The organism is Streptomyces sp. NPDC012835, from assembly GCF_042900885.1.
Taxonomy (GTDB): domain Bacteria; phylum Actinomycetota; class Actinomycetes; order Streptomycetales; family Streptomycetaceae; genus Streptomyces.
Map to the genome: position 1 here is coordinate 76,674 of NZ_JBIBBW010000010.1, position 16,637 is coordinate 93,310.

The 16,637-nt window shown below is 73.2% G+C and carries 13 protein-coding genes; 10 read left to right on the forward strand and 3 right to left on the reverse strand.

Translation table 11 applies throughout. The features are described 5' to 3' along the window. Positions 1-81 precede the first annotated feature (81 nt). Positions 82-2,283 (forward strand): primosomal protein N', encoded by a 2,202-nt coding sequence (locus ACFY6S_RS30755; protein WP_388825950.1) that lies wholly within the window; start codon positions 82-84, stop codon positions 2,281-2,283. Between the two features lie 322 nt (positions 2,284-2,605). On the opposite strand, the gene ACFY6S_RS30760 is transcribed toward ACFY6S_RS30755, so the two are convergent. Further along, the gene (locus ACFY6S_RS30760; RefSeq protein WP_388825947.1) at positions 2,606-3,148 is read right to left on the reverse strand and encodes a hypothetical protein; all 543 of its coding nucleotides are present in this window, start codon (positions 3,146-3,148) and stop codon (positions 2,606-2,608) included. 282 nt (positions 3,149-3,430) lie between these two features. Here ACFY6S_RS30760 and fmt point away from each other — a divergent pair, with 282 nt between their 5' ends. From fmt to ACFY6S_RS30805, 9 genes are all read left to right on the forward strand, one after another. Next, on the forward strand, positions 3,431-4,375 hold the full coding sequence (gene fmt / locus ACFY6S_RS30765; protein WP_388825944.1) for a methionyl-tRNA formyltransferase: 945 nt from the start codon (positions 3,431-3,433) through the stop codon (positions 4,373-4,375). Between the two features lie 48 nt (positions 4,376-4,423). Further along, positions 4,424-5,857, forward strand: coding sequence for an RsmB/NOP family class I SAM-dependent RNA methyltransferase (locus ACFY6S_RS30770; protein WP_388825941.1), 1,434 nt, complete (start codon positions 4,424-4,426; stop codon positions 5,855-5,857). A gap of 99 nt (positions 5,858-5,956) precedes the next feature. Further along, complete coding sequence (rpe, locus tag ACFY6S_RS30775) at positions 5,957-6,640, forward strand: ribulose-phosphate 3-epimerase (RefSeq protein WP_388825938.1); 684 nt, start codon at positions 5,957-5,959, stop codon at positions 6,638-6,640. Positions 6,641-6,746: 106 nt separating this feature from the next. Continuing rightward, positions 6,747-7,796: a sugar-binding domain-containing protein gene (locus tag ACFY6S_RS30780; RefSeq protein ID WP_329070348.1), complete on the forward strand. Its 1,050-nt coding sequence runs from the start codon at positions 6,747-6,749 to the stop codon at positions 7,794-7,796. A gap of 154 nt (positions 7,797-7,950) precedes the next feature. Then, complete coding sequence (locus tag ACFY6S_RS30785; protein ID WP_388825935.1) at positions 7,951-9,393, forward strand: GuaB1 family IMP dehydrogenase-related protein; 1,443 nt, start codon at positions 7,951-7,953, stop codon at positions 9,391-9,393. 168 nt (positions 9,394-9,561) lie between these two features. After that, entirely contained in the window at positions 9,562-10,428 is an 867-nt protein-coding gene (locus ACFY6S_RS30790) for an RNA polymerase sigma factor SigF (protein ID WP_388826802.1), read from the forward strand. Positions 10,429-10,536: 108 nt separating this feature from the next. Then, complete coding sequence (locus ACFY6S_RS30795; protein ID WP_388825932.1) at positions 10,537-10,992, forward strand: Lrp/AsnC family transcriptional regulator; 456 nt, start codon at positions 10,537-10,539, stop codon at positions 10,990-10,992. A gap of 205 nt (positions 10,993-11,197) precedes the next feature. Continuing rightward, a complete protein-coding gene (locus ACFY6S_RS30800) occupies positions 11,198-12,013 on the forward strand; it encodes a carbon-nitrogen hydrolase family protein (RefSeq protein ID WP_388825929.1) in 816 nt (271 codons plus the stop codon). Between the two features lie 23 nt (positions 12,014-12,036). Further along, on the forward strand, positions 12,037-13,758 hold the full coding sequence (locus tag ACFY6S_RS30805) for a flavin monoamine oxidase family protein (RefSeq protein WP_388825926.1): 1,722 nt from the start codon (positions 12,037-12,039) through the stop codon (positions 13,756-13,758). A 43-nt stretch (positions 13,759-13,801) separates the two neighbouring features. Here ACFY6S_RS30805 and ACFY6S_RS30810 read toward each other — a convergent pair whose 3' ends face one another. Together ACFY6S_RS30810 and ACFY6S_RS30815 are read right to left on the reverse strand one after the other, a co-directional pair. Further along, positions 13,802-15,196 carry a uracil-xanthine permease family protein gene (locus ACFY6S_RS30810; RefSeq protein ID WP_388826799.1) on the reverse strand — a complete coding sequence of 465 codons (1,395 nt, stop codon included), beginning with the start codon at positions 15,194-15,196 and terminating at the stop codon, positions 13,802-13,804. Between the two features lie 96 nt (positions 15,197-15,292). Next, positions 15,293-16,516 (reverse strand): MFS transporter, encoded by a 1,224-nt coding sequence (locus tag ACFY6S_RS30815; RefSeq protein ID WP_388825923.1) that lies wholly within the window; start codon positions 16,514-16,516, stop codon positions 15,293-15,295. Positions 16,517-16,637 lie beyond the last annotated feature (121 nt).

Sequence of the window (16,637 nt, forward strand, 5' to 3'; positions counted from 1 at the left end):
GGGGTGTGTCGAGGTGGTCACGTGACGTAGTGGCCCCTTCGCCGCCCGCCGCTGTCCGTGGCATCTGGTAGGTATGAAGCTGTGAGCAGCGACGACAAGCAGTCCGGGGAGCCCGCCGGGGGTGGGCCGGAGCAGCTTGCGCTGATTCGGGAGAGCGTGCGCGAGGCGAAGGTGCCGCGGGCCAAGCCGAGGACGTGGCGGGGGGCCGCGCTGGCGAGGGAGCTGCCCGTCGCGCGGGTGGTGGTGAACAAAGGGGTGCTCCACCTCGACCAGTTCTTCGACTACGCCGTGCCGGAGGAACTGGACGAAGCGGCGCAGCCGGGCGTGCGGGTGCGGGTGCGGTTCGGCGCCGGGGCCCACCGGGTGCGCGGCGGGCGGCGCGAAGGCGGGCGGCTGATCGACGGGTTCGTGGTCGAGCGGCGGGCCGAGTCGGACTACACGGGACCGCTCGCCGCGCTCGCCGGAGTCGTCTCGCCCGAGCCCGTACTCGGCGCCGGGCTGCTCGGCCTCGCACGGGCCGTCGCCGACCGGTACGCCGGAAGCCTCGCGGACGTCCTCCAGCTCGCCGTCCCACCGCGCAACGCGCGGGCCGAGGCCAAGCCCTCCCCGGAGCCGCTCCCGCCGCCCGTCGCCCCGGAAGCGGGCACCTGGGAGCGGTACGTCAACGGCCCCGCGTTCCTCGGCGCCCTCGCCGGTGGCGGTGCCCCCCGCGCCGTGTGGACCGCGCTGCCCGGACCCCACTGGGCGGGTGAACTGGCCCGCGCCGTCGCGGCGACGCTGGCGTCCGGGCGGGGCGCGCTCGTCGTCGTACCGGACGGACGGGCCGCCGCCCGGGTCGACGCGGCGCTCACCGCGCAGCTCGGCGAAGGGCGGCACGCGCACCTCACCGCGGAGGCCGGGCCGGAGAAACGCTACCGGGAGTGGCTCGCGGTCCGGCGCGGCTCCGTACGGGCCGTCGTCGGCACCCGCGCCGCCATGTTCGCGCCGGTACGGGACCTGGGACTCGTCGCCGTCTGGGACGACGGCGACAGCAGCCACAGCGAACCGCACGCACCCCAGCCGCACGCCCGCGAAGTGCTGGAACTGCGCGCGGCCCACGACAAATGCGCCTTCCTCGTCGGCGGAACGGGATGCACCGTCGAGGCCGCCCAGCTCGTCGCCACCGGCTGGGCCCTGCCGCTGGTGGCCGCCCGCGACCAGGTGCGTACGGCCGCCCCGCTCGTCCGCACGATCGGCGACGGCGACCTGGCGCGGGACGAGGCCGCGCGCGCCGCGCGGCTGCCCAGCATCGCCTGGCAGGCCGTCAGGGAGGGGCTGCGGTCCGGGCCGGTACTCGTCCAGGTCCCCCGGCGCGGCTACGTCCCCCGGCTCTCCTGCGAACGCTGCCGCACCCCCGCCCGCTGCCGGCACTGCGCCGGCCCGCTGGAAGCCCCGCGCGAAAGCGAGCTGCGCTGCGGCTGGTGCGGCCGTGACCAGCCCGGCTGGCACTGCGCCGAGTGCGGGAGCGACCGGCTGCGCGCGCGGATCGTGGGCGCCCGGCGCACGGCGGAGGAGCTGGGCCGCGCCTTCCCCGCCGTACCCGTCCGCACCTCCGGACGCGACCACGTGCTCGACTCCGTACCGGCCCGCCCCGCGCTCGTGGTCAGCACTCCGGGAGCCGAACCCGTCGCCGAGGGCGGCTACGCGGCGGCGCTGCTCCTCGACGGCTGGGCGATGCTCGGGCGGCCCGACCTGCGGGCCGGGGAGGAGGCCCTGCGCCGGTGGATCCACGCCGCGTCGCTGGTCCGCGGGCAGAGCGAGGGCGGCACGGTGGTCGTGGTCGCGGAACCGACGCTGCGTCCCGTGCAGGCCCTGGTGCGCTGGGATCCGGTGGGCCACGCGCGGCGCGAGCTGTCGGAGCGCGCCGAACTCGGATTCCCGCCGGTCTCCCGGATGGCCTCGGTAGCGGGGCCCCTCGACACCGTCGGCCTCTTTCTCGCCGGGGCCGAACTCCCCGGCGACGCGGAAGTGCTGGGGCCGGTGCCGCTGGCGGTGGAGCAGCCGGGGCGGGGCGTCGGCGGTGTGGGTGGCGCCGGTGCGGGCGGCGGGGCGCGGGCTCGGCGGCCCGGTGATCCGCCCGTGGGGGAGCGCTGGGAGCGGGCGCTGGTGCGGGTGCCGCCGGGGAGCGGGGCGGCGCTGGCGGCGGCGCTGAAGTCCGCGCGGGCGGCGCGCGGTGCGGCGGGCGCGGGCGCGGGGGGCGCTGTGCCGGTGCGGATTCGGATCGATCCGCCGGATATCGGGTGAGGTGGTACGGGGGCGTGGCCGTCTGGTGACGGCGGGTGCGGGTGCGGGTGCGGGTGCGGATGCGGATGCGGTGCTTGGTGGTGCGGTGTGTGGTGCGGGGGCCGGGGCCTCCGGAGGCGGGTGTCCGGACGGCATGATGTATGGCGCGTGCGGGTTGTCGTGACCCCTCGGCTGCGTTTCGCGCCGCACCTCACGCTTTATTGTCCGGACACCCGCCTCCTGCGGCCCCGGCCCCCTCCCGCCGGTGGGCCCCCTCCCCGCGCCCGGTCGTCTGTGGTGGGTGGGTTGGTCCCCCGCCCGCCTGGGCGGGGGACTTGTGGCGTCAGCCTCCTCGGGGGCCAGGGAAGGCCGACGGGCGCGGGTCGTCCCTGAGCGTGTGCGCCGTCACCGTCGGCTGTGGCGGCATGGAGCGGGCGGCCGGGACCGACGGGGTGGCGCCCGGCCCCACCGTGAGCGGCGGGCGGGGCGCCGTGGGGTCCTGGGGGCGGTCAGCGTCGGCCGCCACGGGCTGCTGCGTGGCCCGTCGCGTCCCGTAACGTCGGTGCACCGCCTGCTTGGTGACTCCCAGCGCCGAACCCACCGCGTCCCACGAGAAGCCCAGCGAGCGGTCGAAGTCCACCGCCGCGGTCACCAGTGTTTCGACGCTGTCCCGCAGCTCCTGGGCGAGCCGTACGGTCGGAGCGGGTGCCCTGCCATAGACGACGAAGCCCGTGGAGGGGCCCGACCGGCGTGGACGGTAGACATTGCCCAACTGGGCTGTGAGCGTGCGCAGTGCGTCCACCTGCCGCCTGACCCGCTCGATGTCCCGCACCAACAGGTGCAGACTTGCCCGGGCTTGTGCGTCGTGGGTTGCGTGGTCGGCCATGAACAAGCCTCTCGAACCGGCGTTGAATTACGGAGGGCCGCACCGGTGCGGCCCGCTCGGTCAATCTCTCTTGACAACGCGCCACCCGGCGATCTGGTCACGCTGCGGGGGCGTATGCGCATGTGCGCCGGGCGCGCAGGCCGTCGTACGCCCCCCGCTCGGCGCGATTCCCGCGCGGGCGGGCGCGCCAGGCGGGCCTTCCGCGACACGCACTAGACTGATGGGCCGTTCCTTGACCGCTCGCGTCAGCCCGAAGTACGTACGAGAGGCAGTCAGCCACCGATGAAGCTCGTCTTCGCCGGCACCCCCGAGGTCGCCGTACCCGCCCTGGACGCACTCATCGCCTCCGAGCGGCATGACGTCGTCGCCGTCGTCACCCGGCCCGACGCGCCGTCCGGACGTGGTCGCAGGCTCGTCGCCAGTCCCGTCGCGCAGCGGGCGGAGGAGGCCGGGATCGAGGTGCTCAGGCCGGCGAAGCCGCGCGACGAGGCGTTTCTGGCCCGGCTGCGGGAGATCGGCCCCGACTGCTGCCCGGTGGTGGCCTACGGCGCCCTGCTGCCCAAGAGCGCCCTCGACGTACCGGTGCACGGCTGGGTCAATCTGCACTTCTCGCTGCTGCCCGCCTGGCGCGGCGCCGCGCCCGTGCAGCACGCCGTGATGGCGGGCGACGAGATGACCGGCGCGGCCACCTTCCAGATCGAGGAGGGGCTGGACTCCGGGCCGGTCTACGGTGTGATCACCGAGCGGGTCCGGGCGACCGACACCAGCGGCGATCTGCTGACCCGGCTGGCCTTCGCCGGTTCCGGGCTGCTCGCCGCCACCATGGACGGCATCGAGGACGGCACCCTCAAGCCCGTGCCGCAGCCCACCGACGGCGTCTCGCTCGCTCCCAAGATCAAGGTGGAGGACGCCGAGGTGGACTGGGCGGCGCCCGCGCTGCGCGTCGACCGGGTGGTCCGCGCCTGCACCCCCGCGCCCGGTGCCTGGACCGTCTTCCGCGGTGAGCGGCTGAAGCTGGTCCAGCTGACGCCGGTGCCCGACCGTACGGAGCTGGAGCCGGGGGAGCTGGCCGTCGGCAAGAACAGCGTGCACGTCGGCACCGGTTCGCACGCCACCGAACTGCTCTGGGTCCAGCCGCAGGGGAAGAAGCCGATGCGCGCCGCCGACTGGGCGCGCGGGGTGCGGATCGCCCCGGGCGAGCGGCTCGGCCGGGCGGACGTAGGCTGAGAGGGACCGACTCGTGCCGGTCGGTCTTCATCTCACCGCGGAGCACCTTTGAACCAGCAGGCCCCCCGCCGTCCCGCCAAGCCGTACCGCCGCCCCAAGAAGGACCCCGTGCGGCTCCTCGCGTTCGAGGTGCTCAGGGCCGTCGACGAGCGGGACGCGTACGCCAATCTCGTGCTGCCGCCGCTGCTCAAGAAGGCCCGTGAGAACACCGGCTTCGAAGCGCGCGACGCCGCCCTCGCCACCGAGCTGGTGTACGGGACGCTCCGCCGGCAGGGGACGTACGACGCGATCATCTCGGCGTGCGTCGACCGGCCGCTGCGTGAGGTCGACCCGCCGGTGCTCGACGTACTGGCTCTCGGCGCCCACCAGTTGCTCGGGACGCGGATTCCGACGCACGCCGCCGTCTCGGCCAGTGTGGAGCTGGCCCGGGTGGTGCTCGGCGACGGCCGGGCCAAGTTCGTCAACGCCGTGCTGCGCAAGATCGCGCGGGACGATCTGGACACCTGGGTGGAGCGGGTCGCCCCGCCCTACGACGAGGACGCGGAGGACCACCTCGCGGTCGTCCACTCGCACCCCCGCTGGGTGGTCTCCGCGCTCTGGGACGCGCTGGGCGGCGGCCGGGCCGGGATCGAGGACCTGCTCGAAGCGGACAACGAGCGGCCCGAGGTCACCCTCGTCGCCCGGCCGGGCCGCTCCACCCCCGACGAGCTGCTGGCAGCGGTCGGCGAGGACTCCGGGCTGCCGGGACGCTGGTCGCCGTATGCCGTACGGCTCGCGGAGGGCGGCGAGCCGGGCGCGCTCGACGCCGTACGGGACGGCCGGGCCGGTGTGCAGGACGAGGGCAGCCAGCTCGTCGCCGTCGCGCTCGCCAACGCCCCGCTGGACGGTGCCGACGCGCGCTGGCTCGACGCCTGCGCGGGGCCGGGCGGCAAGGCGGCGCTGCTGGCCGCGCTCGCCGCCGGGCGCGACGCCTTCCTCCTCGCCGCCGAGAAGCAGCACCACCGGGCCCGGCTCGTGGAGCGCGCGCTCGCCGGGAACCCCGGCCCGTACCAGGTGATCACCGCCGACGGCACCCGGCCGCCCTGGGCCCCCGGCTCCTTCGACCGGGTCCTGGCCGACGTCCCCTGCTCCGGCCTCGGGGCGCTGCGGCGCCGCCCGGAGTCGCGCTGGCGGCGCCGGCCCGCCGACCTGGAGGGCTTCGCGCCGCTCCAGCGCGGCCTGCTGCGCGAGGCGCTGGGCGCGGTACGGGTCGGCGGCGTCGTCGGCTACGCGACCTGCTCCCCGCATCTCGCCGAGACCAGGGCCGTCGTCGAGGACGTCCTCAAGGGACGCGGCGGTCCGGCCGTCGAGGCCGAATGGATCGACGCGAGGCCGCTGATGCCCGGCGTACCGGCGCTGGGCGACGGACCGGACGTCCAGCTCTGGCCGCATCTGCACGGCACGGACGCCATGTATCTCGCGCTGCTGCGGCGTACGGCCTGAGCGCTGAGACGCGCGGATTGAGCGGAGTGCGAGGTATGGGCCCCGGCCGGGGCCCACCGCGCGGTCGGGAACACGTCCGGAGCATGGCAGGCTTGGCACATGGCCCAGATCAACCCCAGCATCCTGTCCGCCGACTTCGCCCGCCTCGCCGAGGAGGCGAAGGCCGTCGAAGGCGCCGACTGGCTCCATGTCGATGTGATGGACAACCACTTCGTGCCCAACCTGACCCTCGGTGTGCCCGTGGTCGAAGCGCTCGGCCGGGCCACGGACACACCGCTGGACTGCCATCTGATGATCGAGGACCCGGACCGCTGGGCCCCGCAGTACGTCGAGGCGGGCGCCGGGTCCGTCACCTTCCACGTGGAGGCGGCGGCGGCCCCCGTACGGCTGGCCCGCGAGATCAGGGCCAAGGGCGCGAAGGCGTCGATGGCGCTGAAGCCCGCGACGCCCATCGAACCGTACGAGGATCTGCTGCCCGAGCTGGACATGCTGCTGATCATGACGGTGGAGCCGGGCTTCGGCGGCCAGGCGTTCCTGGACATCATGCTGCCCAAGATCCGCCGGACCCGGGAGCTGATCTCCAAGCACGGTCTCGAACTGTGGCTCCAGGTCGACGGCGGCGTCTCCGCCACCACCATCGAGCGGTGCGCGGAGGCGGGCGCCGATGTGTTCGTCGCCGGGTCCGCGGTGTACGGGACGGACGACCCGGCGGCGGCCGTGCGGATGCTGCGCAACCAGGCGGCCGAAGCGACCGCCGCGGCCTCCTGGGCCTGCGGACACTGACCCGTCGGACGGGCGACCGGCCCCCGGGCCACGGGAACATGAACAGGGCCTTCACGGGCCGATCGAGGACCGCTGGATCTGACAGGATGAACAGCGAGCCCAGAGTGTGAACAGAAGTGAGGAGATCGCGGTGCCTGGTATGTCGGCAGGTCGGCCGGGGCTGCGGATGGGACCGGCGGAGCTGGTACAGGCGGCGGCCATGGCGCGCCGTTTCTACCTGGAGGGCAAGTCCAAGATCCAGATCGCCGAGGAGTTCGGCGTCAGCCGCTTCAAGGTGGCGCGGGTCCTGGAGACGGCCCTGGAGCGTGATCTCGTACGGATCGAGATCCGGGTCCCCGCCGAACTCGACGCCGAGCGCTCCGACGCGCTGCGCGCCCGCTACGGCCTGCGCCACGCGGTGGTCGTCGAATCGCCCGCCGAGGGCGAGGACGAGTCGCCCGACCCGGAGAACCTCGGGGAGGTCGCCGCCGAACTCCTCGGCGAACTGGTGGTCGAGGGCGATGTGCTCGGCCTCGCCTGGGGCCGCTCCACCATCCACATGGCCGCCGCGCTCGACCGGCTGCCGCCCTGCACGGTCGTCCAGCTCACGGGCGTCTACGACGCGGGCACCGCGGAGCGCGGATCCGTCGAGGCGGTCCGGCGGGCCGCCCAGGTCTCCGGCGGCGAGGCGCATCCCATCTACGCGCCGATGCTGCTCCCCGACCCGGCCACGGCCGCCGCGCTGCGCGGCCAGACCGGGATCGCGCGCGCCTTCGAGTACTTCGACAAGGTCACCGTCGCCGCGGTCTCCATCGGCTCCTGGGAGCCGGGCATCTCCACGGTCCACGACATGCTCACCGACGAGGAGCGGACGCACTACTCCACGCTCGGTGTCGCCGCCGAGATGTCCGCGCACCTCTTCGACGCCGAGGGGCGGCTCGTCGGCCGCGACCTGGGCGAGCGGTGCATCACGGTCGAGGCCGACCGGCTGCGCCGTATACCCGAGGTCGTGGCGATCGCGGGCGGGCTGCGCAAGGCCGAGGCGATCGGCGCCGTGCTGCGCTCCGGGCTGGTGACCAGCCTGGTCACGGACACCGCGGCGGCCGATTTCCTGCTGACGGAGTTCACCCCCGCGCCCAAGCCCGCACTGGAGCGCGCGGACCCCGACGCCGCGTGACGGTCCGGTCCTGGCGGATCGTACGAGTGCCCCCGCCGCGGGCTGGAGGTTCGGCCCGGGGCGGGTGCGGAGGCCCGCATGGGACAATCGAGTACGTGCGTTTTCCCCGGCTCCACCGACCGGGGCAACTCCGATCGACTGGGATGTTCTGCGCGTGCGTTTCCTCAATGACCAGCAGCCGCCGTACGACCTGACGTACGACGACGTCTTCATGGTGCCGAGCCGGTCGGCCGTGGGCTCCCGCCAGGCGGTGGACCTCTCCGCCCAGGACGGCACCGGCACCACCATCCCTCTCGTCGTCGCGAACATGACCGCGATCGCCGGCCGCCGGATGGCCGAGACCGTCGCGCGGCGCGGCGGTCTCGTCGTCATTCCGCAGGACATCCCGATCGAGGTCGTCACCGACGTCATCTCCTGGGTCAAGACCCGCCATCTCGTGCTCGACACCCCGATCGTGCTGGCGCCCCTGCAGACCGTGGGGGACGCGCTGTCCCTGCTGCCCAAGCGGGCACACGGCGCGGGCGTCGTGGTCGACGACGGGAACAGGCCCGTCGGGATCGTCACCGAACACGACCTCACCGGGGTGGACCGCTTCACCCAGCTCTCCGAGGTCATGTCGAAGGACCTGGTGCTGATCTCGGCCGACATGGACCCGGGCGAGGCGTTCCACACCCTCGACAACGCCAACCGCAAGCTCGCCCCCGCGGTCGACGCCGACGGCCGGCTGGTCGGCATCCTCACCCGTAAGGGCGCCCTGCGCGCGACCCTCTACACGCCCGCCACCGACGCCTCGGGCACGCTGCGCGTCGCCGCGGCCGTCGGTGTCAACGGCGATGTCGCGGGCAAGGCGGCGCAGCTGCTCGACGCGGGCGTCGACACACTCGTCGTCGACACCGCCCACGGTCATCAGGAGTCGATGATCGCCGCGGTCAGGGCGGTCCGCGCCCTCGACCCGAAGGTGCCGGTCGTCGCGGGCAACATCGTCTCCGCCCAGGGCGTACGGGACCTGATCGAGGCGGGCGCCGACATCATCAAGGTCGGGGTCGGCCCCGGCGCCATGTGCACCACCCGCATGATGACCGGGGTGGGCCGGCCGCAGTTCTCGGCCGTCCTGGAGTGCGCCGCCGAGGCCCGCAGGCACGGCAAGCACGTCTGGGCCGACGGCGGCGTCCGGCACCCGCGCGATGTCGCCATGGCGCTCGCCGCCGGCGCTTCGAACGTCATGATCGGCTCCTGGTTCGCCGGTACGTACGAGTCGCCCGGCGACCTCCAGCAGTCCTCCGACGGCCGGCTCTACAAGGAGTCCTTCGGCATGGCCTCCGCCCGCGCCGTACGCAACCGTACGAGCGAGGAGTCGGCCTACGACCGGGCGCGCAAGGCGCTGTTCGAGGAGGGCATCTCCACCTCGCGGATGTTCCTGGACCCGGCCCGTCCCGGCGTCGAGGACCTGATCGACTCGATCATCGCGGGCGTACGCTCCTCCTGCACCTACGCGGGTGCCGGCTCCCTGGAGGAGTTCGCCGAGAAGGCCGTCGTCGGCGTCCAGAGCGCCGCCGGATACGCCGAGGGCAAGCCGTTGCACGCCAGTTGGAGCTAGGGCCCTCGGGTCCCGTCCGGGCCCCCGCTTCACGCGGGGGCCCGTTCCGGCATATCCCGATTCCGGGGAAACCGGCATGAGCGCGCCGGGACGGGGTACACGCGCCCTGCGCCGTCGCGGCGCGCCGGAAGACGGAGCAGCGGAACAGGGGAGGCCGAAGTGGCCACGGTGAGTACGGTCCCGACCGGACGCACAGGGTACGGAAGCCGCCCGCGGGCCGAGGCGGTGGTTCCGGGGCTTCCCGATGTGCCCTGCCCGGTGGAGGTGGCGCCCCGGGACGCCCGGGAGCTGTCGAAGCTTTTCTTCGCCCGGCTGACCCGGCTGGAGGAGGGCACGCGCGAGCACCAGTACGTGCGCAACACCCTGATCGAGCTGAATCTCGCGCTCGTGCGCTACGCCGCCACCCGCTTCCGGCACCGCGCCGACCAGATGGACGACATCGTCCAGGTCGGCACCATCGGTCTGATCAAGGCGATCGACCGCTTCGAACTCAGCCGGGAGGTGGAGTTCGCGACCTTCGCCGTCCCGTACGTCGTCGGGGAGATCAAGCGGTTCTTCCGCGACACCAGCTGGGCCGTGCACGTACCCCGCAGGCTCCAGGAACTCCGCCTCGACCTGGCGAAGGCCACCGACGAGCTGACCCAGCGCCTCGACCGCGCGCCGACCACCGCGCAGCTGGCGCACCACCTCGGGCTGGACGAGGAGGAGGTCATCGAGGGCATCGTCGCGAGCAACGGCTACACGGCCGGCTCGATCGACATCCCCGCCGACGACACGTCGGACTCGCCGCCCCCGCTGGCCGACCGGCTGGGCGCCCCGGACGCCGCGCTGGAGACGGTGGAGGACGTCCAGGCGCTGAAGCCGCTCCTCGCGCTGCTGAGCGACCGGGAGCGGCTCATCCTGCGGATGCGGTTCGGCGACGAGATGACGCAGGCCGAGATCGGAGCCGAACTCGGCATCTCCCAGATGCAGGTGTCGCGCCTGCTCAGCCGCGTCACCGGCCGGCTCCGGGCGGGTCTGCTGGCCGCCGCGTAGCCGCGACGCGGCACCGCGCGGGCGCGTGGTCTACTTCGGATACGGCACCACGGGCACCCGGCCCGCGCCGTCCCCGACCGGTCACCGCGCAGAAAAGAACCACCAGCCGTGCGACTCAACGATCTCGACGAACGCATCGTCCACGCCCTCGCCGAGGACGCCCGCCGCACCTACGCCGACATCGGCTCGCGCATCGGTCTGTCCGCGCCCGCCGTGAAGCGGCGCGTCGACCGGCTGCGCGCCGCCGGGGCGATCACCGGCTTCACCGTACGGGTGGACCCGGCGGCGCTGGGATGGCGGACCGAGGGGTTCATCGAGATCTACTGCGGCGGCAACACCTCGCCCGAGGTCATCCACCGGAGCCTCGAACGGATGCCGGAGGTGGTGGCCGCCTCCACCGTCACCGGTGAGGCGGACGCGATCGCGCAGGTGTTCGCCGCCGACATGCGCCACTTCGAGCAGGTACTCGAACGGATCGCGGGCGAGCCGTATGTGGAGCGCACCAAGTCCGTGCTCGTCCTCTCCCCGCTGCTGCGCCGCTACTCCTCGGGCGCGCCGCGCTGACCGGATGACCAGGTGAGCCGGGCGGGGCGCCCCTCCCTCGGCAACGGATCGCCGACGGGCGTGGGAAAGACGCAACAGATCGATGGTCTGCGCGCAACAGGCGTGTCTTGTCGCGTGATCGGCCCGGACCGTACGGTCGGTGTGTTGCTCCCCACCACCCGCCCGGCGGCCCCGGCCGCCCCTTTCGTCACGCCCGAGGTCAGCCATGCCGCCCCTGCGCACCGCCCTGCTCCAGAGTTCCGGCCGCCCCGGTGCGGTGGCGGCCAACCTGGACGTCCTGGCGGCGGCCGCCGAGCGCGCCTCGGCCGCCGGGGCCGGGCTGCTGGTGTGTCCCGAGATGTTCCTGACCGGGTACGCCCTCGGTGACGCCGTCCCCCGGCTGGCCGAGCCGGCCAACGGCCCGGGGGCCGAGGCCGTCGCCGCCGTCGCGGCCCGGCACGGACTCGCGGTGGTCTACGGCTACCCCGAGCGGGAAGGGGAACGGATCTTCAACGCCGCGCAGTTGATCGGCGCCGACGGGACCCGGCTCGCGAACTACCGCAAGACACATCTCTTCGGCTGCTTCGAACGCGAGTGGTTCACACCGGGGGAGCACGCCGTCGTCCAGGCCGAAGTGGCGGGGCTCCGGCTCGGCCTGATGATCTGCTACGACGTGGAGTTCCCGGAGAACACGCGGGCCCACGCGCTCGCCGGCACCGATCTGCTGCTCGTGCCCACCGCCCAGATGCACCCCTTCCAGTTCGTCGCCGAGTCCGTCGTGCCGGTCCGGGCGTTCGAGAACCAGATGTACGTGGCGTATGTGAACAGGACCGGCCCGGAGGGCGAGTTCGAGTTCGTCGGGCTGAGCTGTCTGGCGGGGCCCGACGGCGCGACCCGGGCACGGGCGGGGCGCGGGGAGGAACTGGTCCTCGGCGAGGTGGATCCGGAGCTGCTGGCCGTCTCGCGCGCGGCCAATCCGTATCTCCGGGACCGTCGCCCCGCCCTGTACGGCTCCCTCGTCCGCCCCTCCCGCACCCCGTAGCGCCCGCAAGGAGCCCGTACCCCATGACATCCACGCCGCCCGCCGCCGACCGGCCCGCCGGGCCGGAGCACCCCGCCCCGCACGCCTCCGGCGAGCTGCCGCCCATCACCATGGTCGGCCCCGACTTCCCCTACCCGTACGACGACTTCCTCGCCCACCCCGCCGGGCTCGGCCAGATCCCCGCGACCGAACACGGCGCCGAGGTCGCGGTCATCGGCGGCGGGCTCTCCGGGGTGATCACCGCGTACGAGCTGATGAAGATGGGCCTCCGGCCGGTGGTGTACGAGGCCGACCGGCTCGGCGGCCGGCTGCGTACCGTCGGCTTCGAGGGCTGCGATCCCGAACTGACCGCCGAGATGGGCGCGATGCGCTTCCCGCCCTCCTCCACCGCGCTCCAGCACTACATCGACCTGGTCGGGCTGCGCACCCGGCCGTTCCCCAACCCGCTCGCCCCCGGCACGCCCTCGACCGTCGTCGATCTGAAGGGCGTCTCCCACTACGCCGAGACCGTCGAGGACCTGCCGCGGGTCTTCCGCGACGTCATGGACGCCTGGAACACCTGTCTCGAAGAGGGCGCCGACTTCTCCGGTATGAACCGGGCGCTGCGGGAGCGCGACATCCCGCGTATCCGGGAGATCTGGGCACGGCTGGTCGAGAAGCTCGACGACCAGACCTTCTACGGCTTCCTCTGCGACTCGCCGGCCTTCGCCTCGTTCCGGCACCGGGAGATCTTCGGCCAGGTCGGCTTCGGCACCGGCGGCTGGGACACCGACTTCCCGCACTCCATCCTGGAGATCCTCCGGGTGGTCTACACCGAGGCCGACGACCACCACCGCTCCATCGTCGGCGGCAGCGGACAGCTGCCGCTGCGGCTGTGGGAGCGCGAGCCGGGCAAGATCACGCACTGGCCCGCCGGTACCTCGCTCTCCTCGCTGCACGGCGGCGAGCCGCTGCCCGCCGTCACCCGGCTGCGGCGCGCCGCCGACGGCCGGATCACCGTGACGGACGCCTCCGGCGCCGTCCGTGGCTACCGCGCTGCCGTCTTCACCGCGCAGTCCTGGCTGCTGCTCTCCAGGATCGCCTGTGACGACGGGCTTTTCCCGATCGACCACTGGACGGCGATGGAGCGCACCCACTACATGGAGTCGTCCAAGCTGTTCGTCCCCGTCGACCGGCCGTTCTGGCTGGACAAGGACGAGGAGACGGGGCGCGACGTGATGTCGATGACGCTCACCGACCGGATGACGCGCGGCACCTATCTGCTGGACAACGGCCCCGATCGGCCCGCCGTCATGTGCCTCTCGTACACCTGGTGCGACGACAGCCTCAAATGGCTTCCGCTCTCCGCCGAGGAGCGGATGGAGGTCATGCTGACCTCGCTGGGCGAGATCTATCCGAAGGTCGACATCCGCCGTCATGTCATCGGGGCGCCGGTGACCGTGTCCTGGGAGAACGAGCCCTGGTTCATGGGCGCCTTCAAGGCGAACCTGCCGGGCCACTACCGCTACCAGCGGCGCCTGTTCACCCACTTCATGCAGGACCGGCTGCCCGCCGACAAGCGCGGGATCTTCCTCGCCGGGGACGACATCTCGTGGACGGCGGGCTGGGCCGAGGGCGCCGTGCAGACCGCGCTCAACGCGGTGTGGGGGGTGATGAGCCACTTCGGCGGCGCCACCGACCCCACCAACCCGGGCCCCGGCGATCTGTTCGACGCGCTGGCGCCGGTCGAGCTTCCCGAGGACTGATCCCCGGCCCGAGGACTGATCCCCGGCCGTGACGAGCGAGGTCTCACTCGCCCGGAGTGCGGGACCCGTCCTTGTCGTAGGCCGAGGTGCCGGAGTCCAGCAACGGCGACTGCTCCTTGAGGTGGGCGGGGGCGAAGGCCCGCAGCACGTGGTAACCGGAGATCACCACGATCGTGCCGAGGGCGATCCCGCCGATCTCGAAGGTGTCGGTGATCTTCAGGCTCACCCCGCCGACCCCGATGATGATCCCGGCGGCCGTCGGCACCAGATTGAGCGGATTGCGCAGGTCCACCCCGGCGTTGGTCCAGATCTGCGCGCCGAGCAGCCCGATCATGCCGTACAGGATGACGGTGATCCCGCCCAGCACCCCGCCGGGGATCGCCGCGACGACCGCGCCGAACTTGGGGCAGAGCCCGAAGAGCAGGGCGAAGCCGGCGGCGGCCCAGTAGGCGGCGGTGGAGTAGACGCGGGTGGCGGCCATGACGCCGATGTTCTCGGAGTACGTGGTGTTGGGCGGGCCGCCCACGGCGGTGGAGAGCATCGAGGCGGCGCCGTCGGCGGCGATCGCCGTGCCCAGTTCGTCGTCGAGGGGATCGCCGGTCATCTCGCCGACGGCCTTCACATGGCCGGCGTTCTCCGCGATCAGCGCGATGACGACCGGCAGCGCGACGAGGATCGCCGACCACTCGAAGCTCGGCGCGTGGAAGTCGGGCAGGCCGATCCAGTCGGCCCTGCCGACGCCGGACAGATCGAGCCGCCAGTGGTCCACCGCCTCCGCGCCGCCGGCGGTGGAGTGGATACGGCCGAAGACGCGGTCGAACAGCCAGGAGACGCCGTATCCGAAGACCAGCCCGAGGAAGATCGCGATCCGGGACCAGAAGCCGCGCAGACAGACCACCGCGAGCCCGGTGAAGACCATCACCAGCAGCGCCGTCCACTGGTCCTGCGGCCAGTACGTGGCGGCCGTCACCGGCGCCAGGTTGAAACCGATCAGCATGACGACCGCGCCGGTCACCACGGGCGGCATCGCCACGTGGACGACCCGGGCGCCGAAGCGCCGGACCACGAGCCCCACCAGGAAGAGCACGGCGCCGACGACGAGGATCGCGCCGGTGACGGTGGCGCTGTCGCCGCCCGAGGCCCGGATGGCGGCGGCCACGCCGACGAACGAGAGCGAGCAGCCCAGATAGCTCGGCACCCGGCCCCGGGTCGCCAGCAGGAAGATCACCGTCGCGACGCCGGACATCATGATCGCGAGGTTGGGGTCCAGGCCCATCAGCACCGGAGCGACGAAGGACGCCCCGAACATCGCGACCACGTGCTGCGCGCCGAGCCCCGCCGTACGGGGCCAGGAGAGCCGCTCGTCGGGGCGTACGACGGCGCCGGGGGCGGGCGTGCGCCCGTCTCCGTGCAGGGTCCAGCGCACGCCGAGATTCATGAGGGGCTCCACGTCAGTCATGGCCGAAAAAGATCAGTTCATATTAGTCGTGGTCCGGTCGGCCCCCGGACGCCCCCGCTCCGGAGACCGCCGCCCTCAGTCGGCCGCCGGGGTCGTCTCCACGCCGCCGCCCGCCGGCGCTTGCGCGCCCACCGCCTTCGTACGGCCGGAACGCAGCACCCCGGCGCCCAGCACCAGGCCGCAGGCGAGCAGGGTCACCAGACCGAAGGACACCACCAGCGAGGTCGCGTCGGCGACCGCGCCGATCGCGGAGGGCGCGACCAGTCCGGAGGTGTACGTGATGGTGGCCACGCCCGCGATGGCCGGGCTCGCGTTCGGCCCGGAGCGCGCCGCCGCAGCGAAGGCGAGCGGGACGACCGTGGCGATCCCGAGTCCGAGCAGTCCGAAACCGCCCATGGCGACCACCGGATGCGGGGCCACGATCACGAGGACGCCGCCGGCCGCCGCCAGCAGCCCGCCGACCCGTGTCGTCCGTACGGCACCGAACCGGTCGACCACCTGGTCGCCCACCAGCCGTGCGACGGCCATCGTGAGCGCGAAGGCCGTCGTCGAGGCGGCGGCGACGCCGGGCGAGGTGTCCAGGATGTCCCGGAGGTAGACGGCGGACCAGTCCATGCTCGCGCCCTCGGCGAAGACGGCGCAGAACCCGATCGCGCCGATGAGCAGCGAGGACTTCGGCGGCAGCGCGAAGCGCGGGGGCGGCTCCTCCTCGGCCGCCGGACGGATGTTCAGCACGCCCTGGCAGGCGACGGTGCCGAGCAGCGTGAGGGCGAGCGCGGCGAACAGATGGTGCAGCCGGGCGTCGGTGCCCAGGTGCGCCGCGAGGGCGCCGACCGCCGAGCCGATCAGCGCGCCCACGCTCCACATGCCGTGCAGACCGGAGATGATCGACCGGCCGAGACGGGACTCGGTCTCCAGACCGATGGCGTTCATCGCCACGTCCGACGTGCCCGCGGCGGCGCCGTACGCGAAGAGCGCCACGCACAGCGTGAGGAGATTGGGGGCGAGGGACGGCAGCGTCAACGCCAGCGTCCACAGCCCGAGCAGTCCGCGCAGCGCGTTACGGCCCCCGAAGCGGTGGCTGATCGCACTCGCCAGCGGCATCGCGGTCACGGACCCGATCGCGGGGAAGGCGAGCGCGAACCCCAACTGCCCGGCGCTGAGCCCCGCGTGGTCCTGGATCCAGGGGACCCGGGTCGCGAAGCTGCCGGTGACCGCGCCGTGCGTGCAGAAGACGGCGGCGATGGCGATCCTGGCCCGCCGCAACCGCTCTTTGTCGTAGACCACTTCAGCCGGCATCCGCGTCTTTTCCCTTCCGGTGGTGCGCCGACCTCCGGCGCCGCAGTAAACTATCAGGAAGCTTGCCTGATAAATAGGGCTTTCAATCGGAGCACCGGCGCCGGTACCGTCCGGGCCGGTT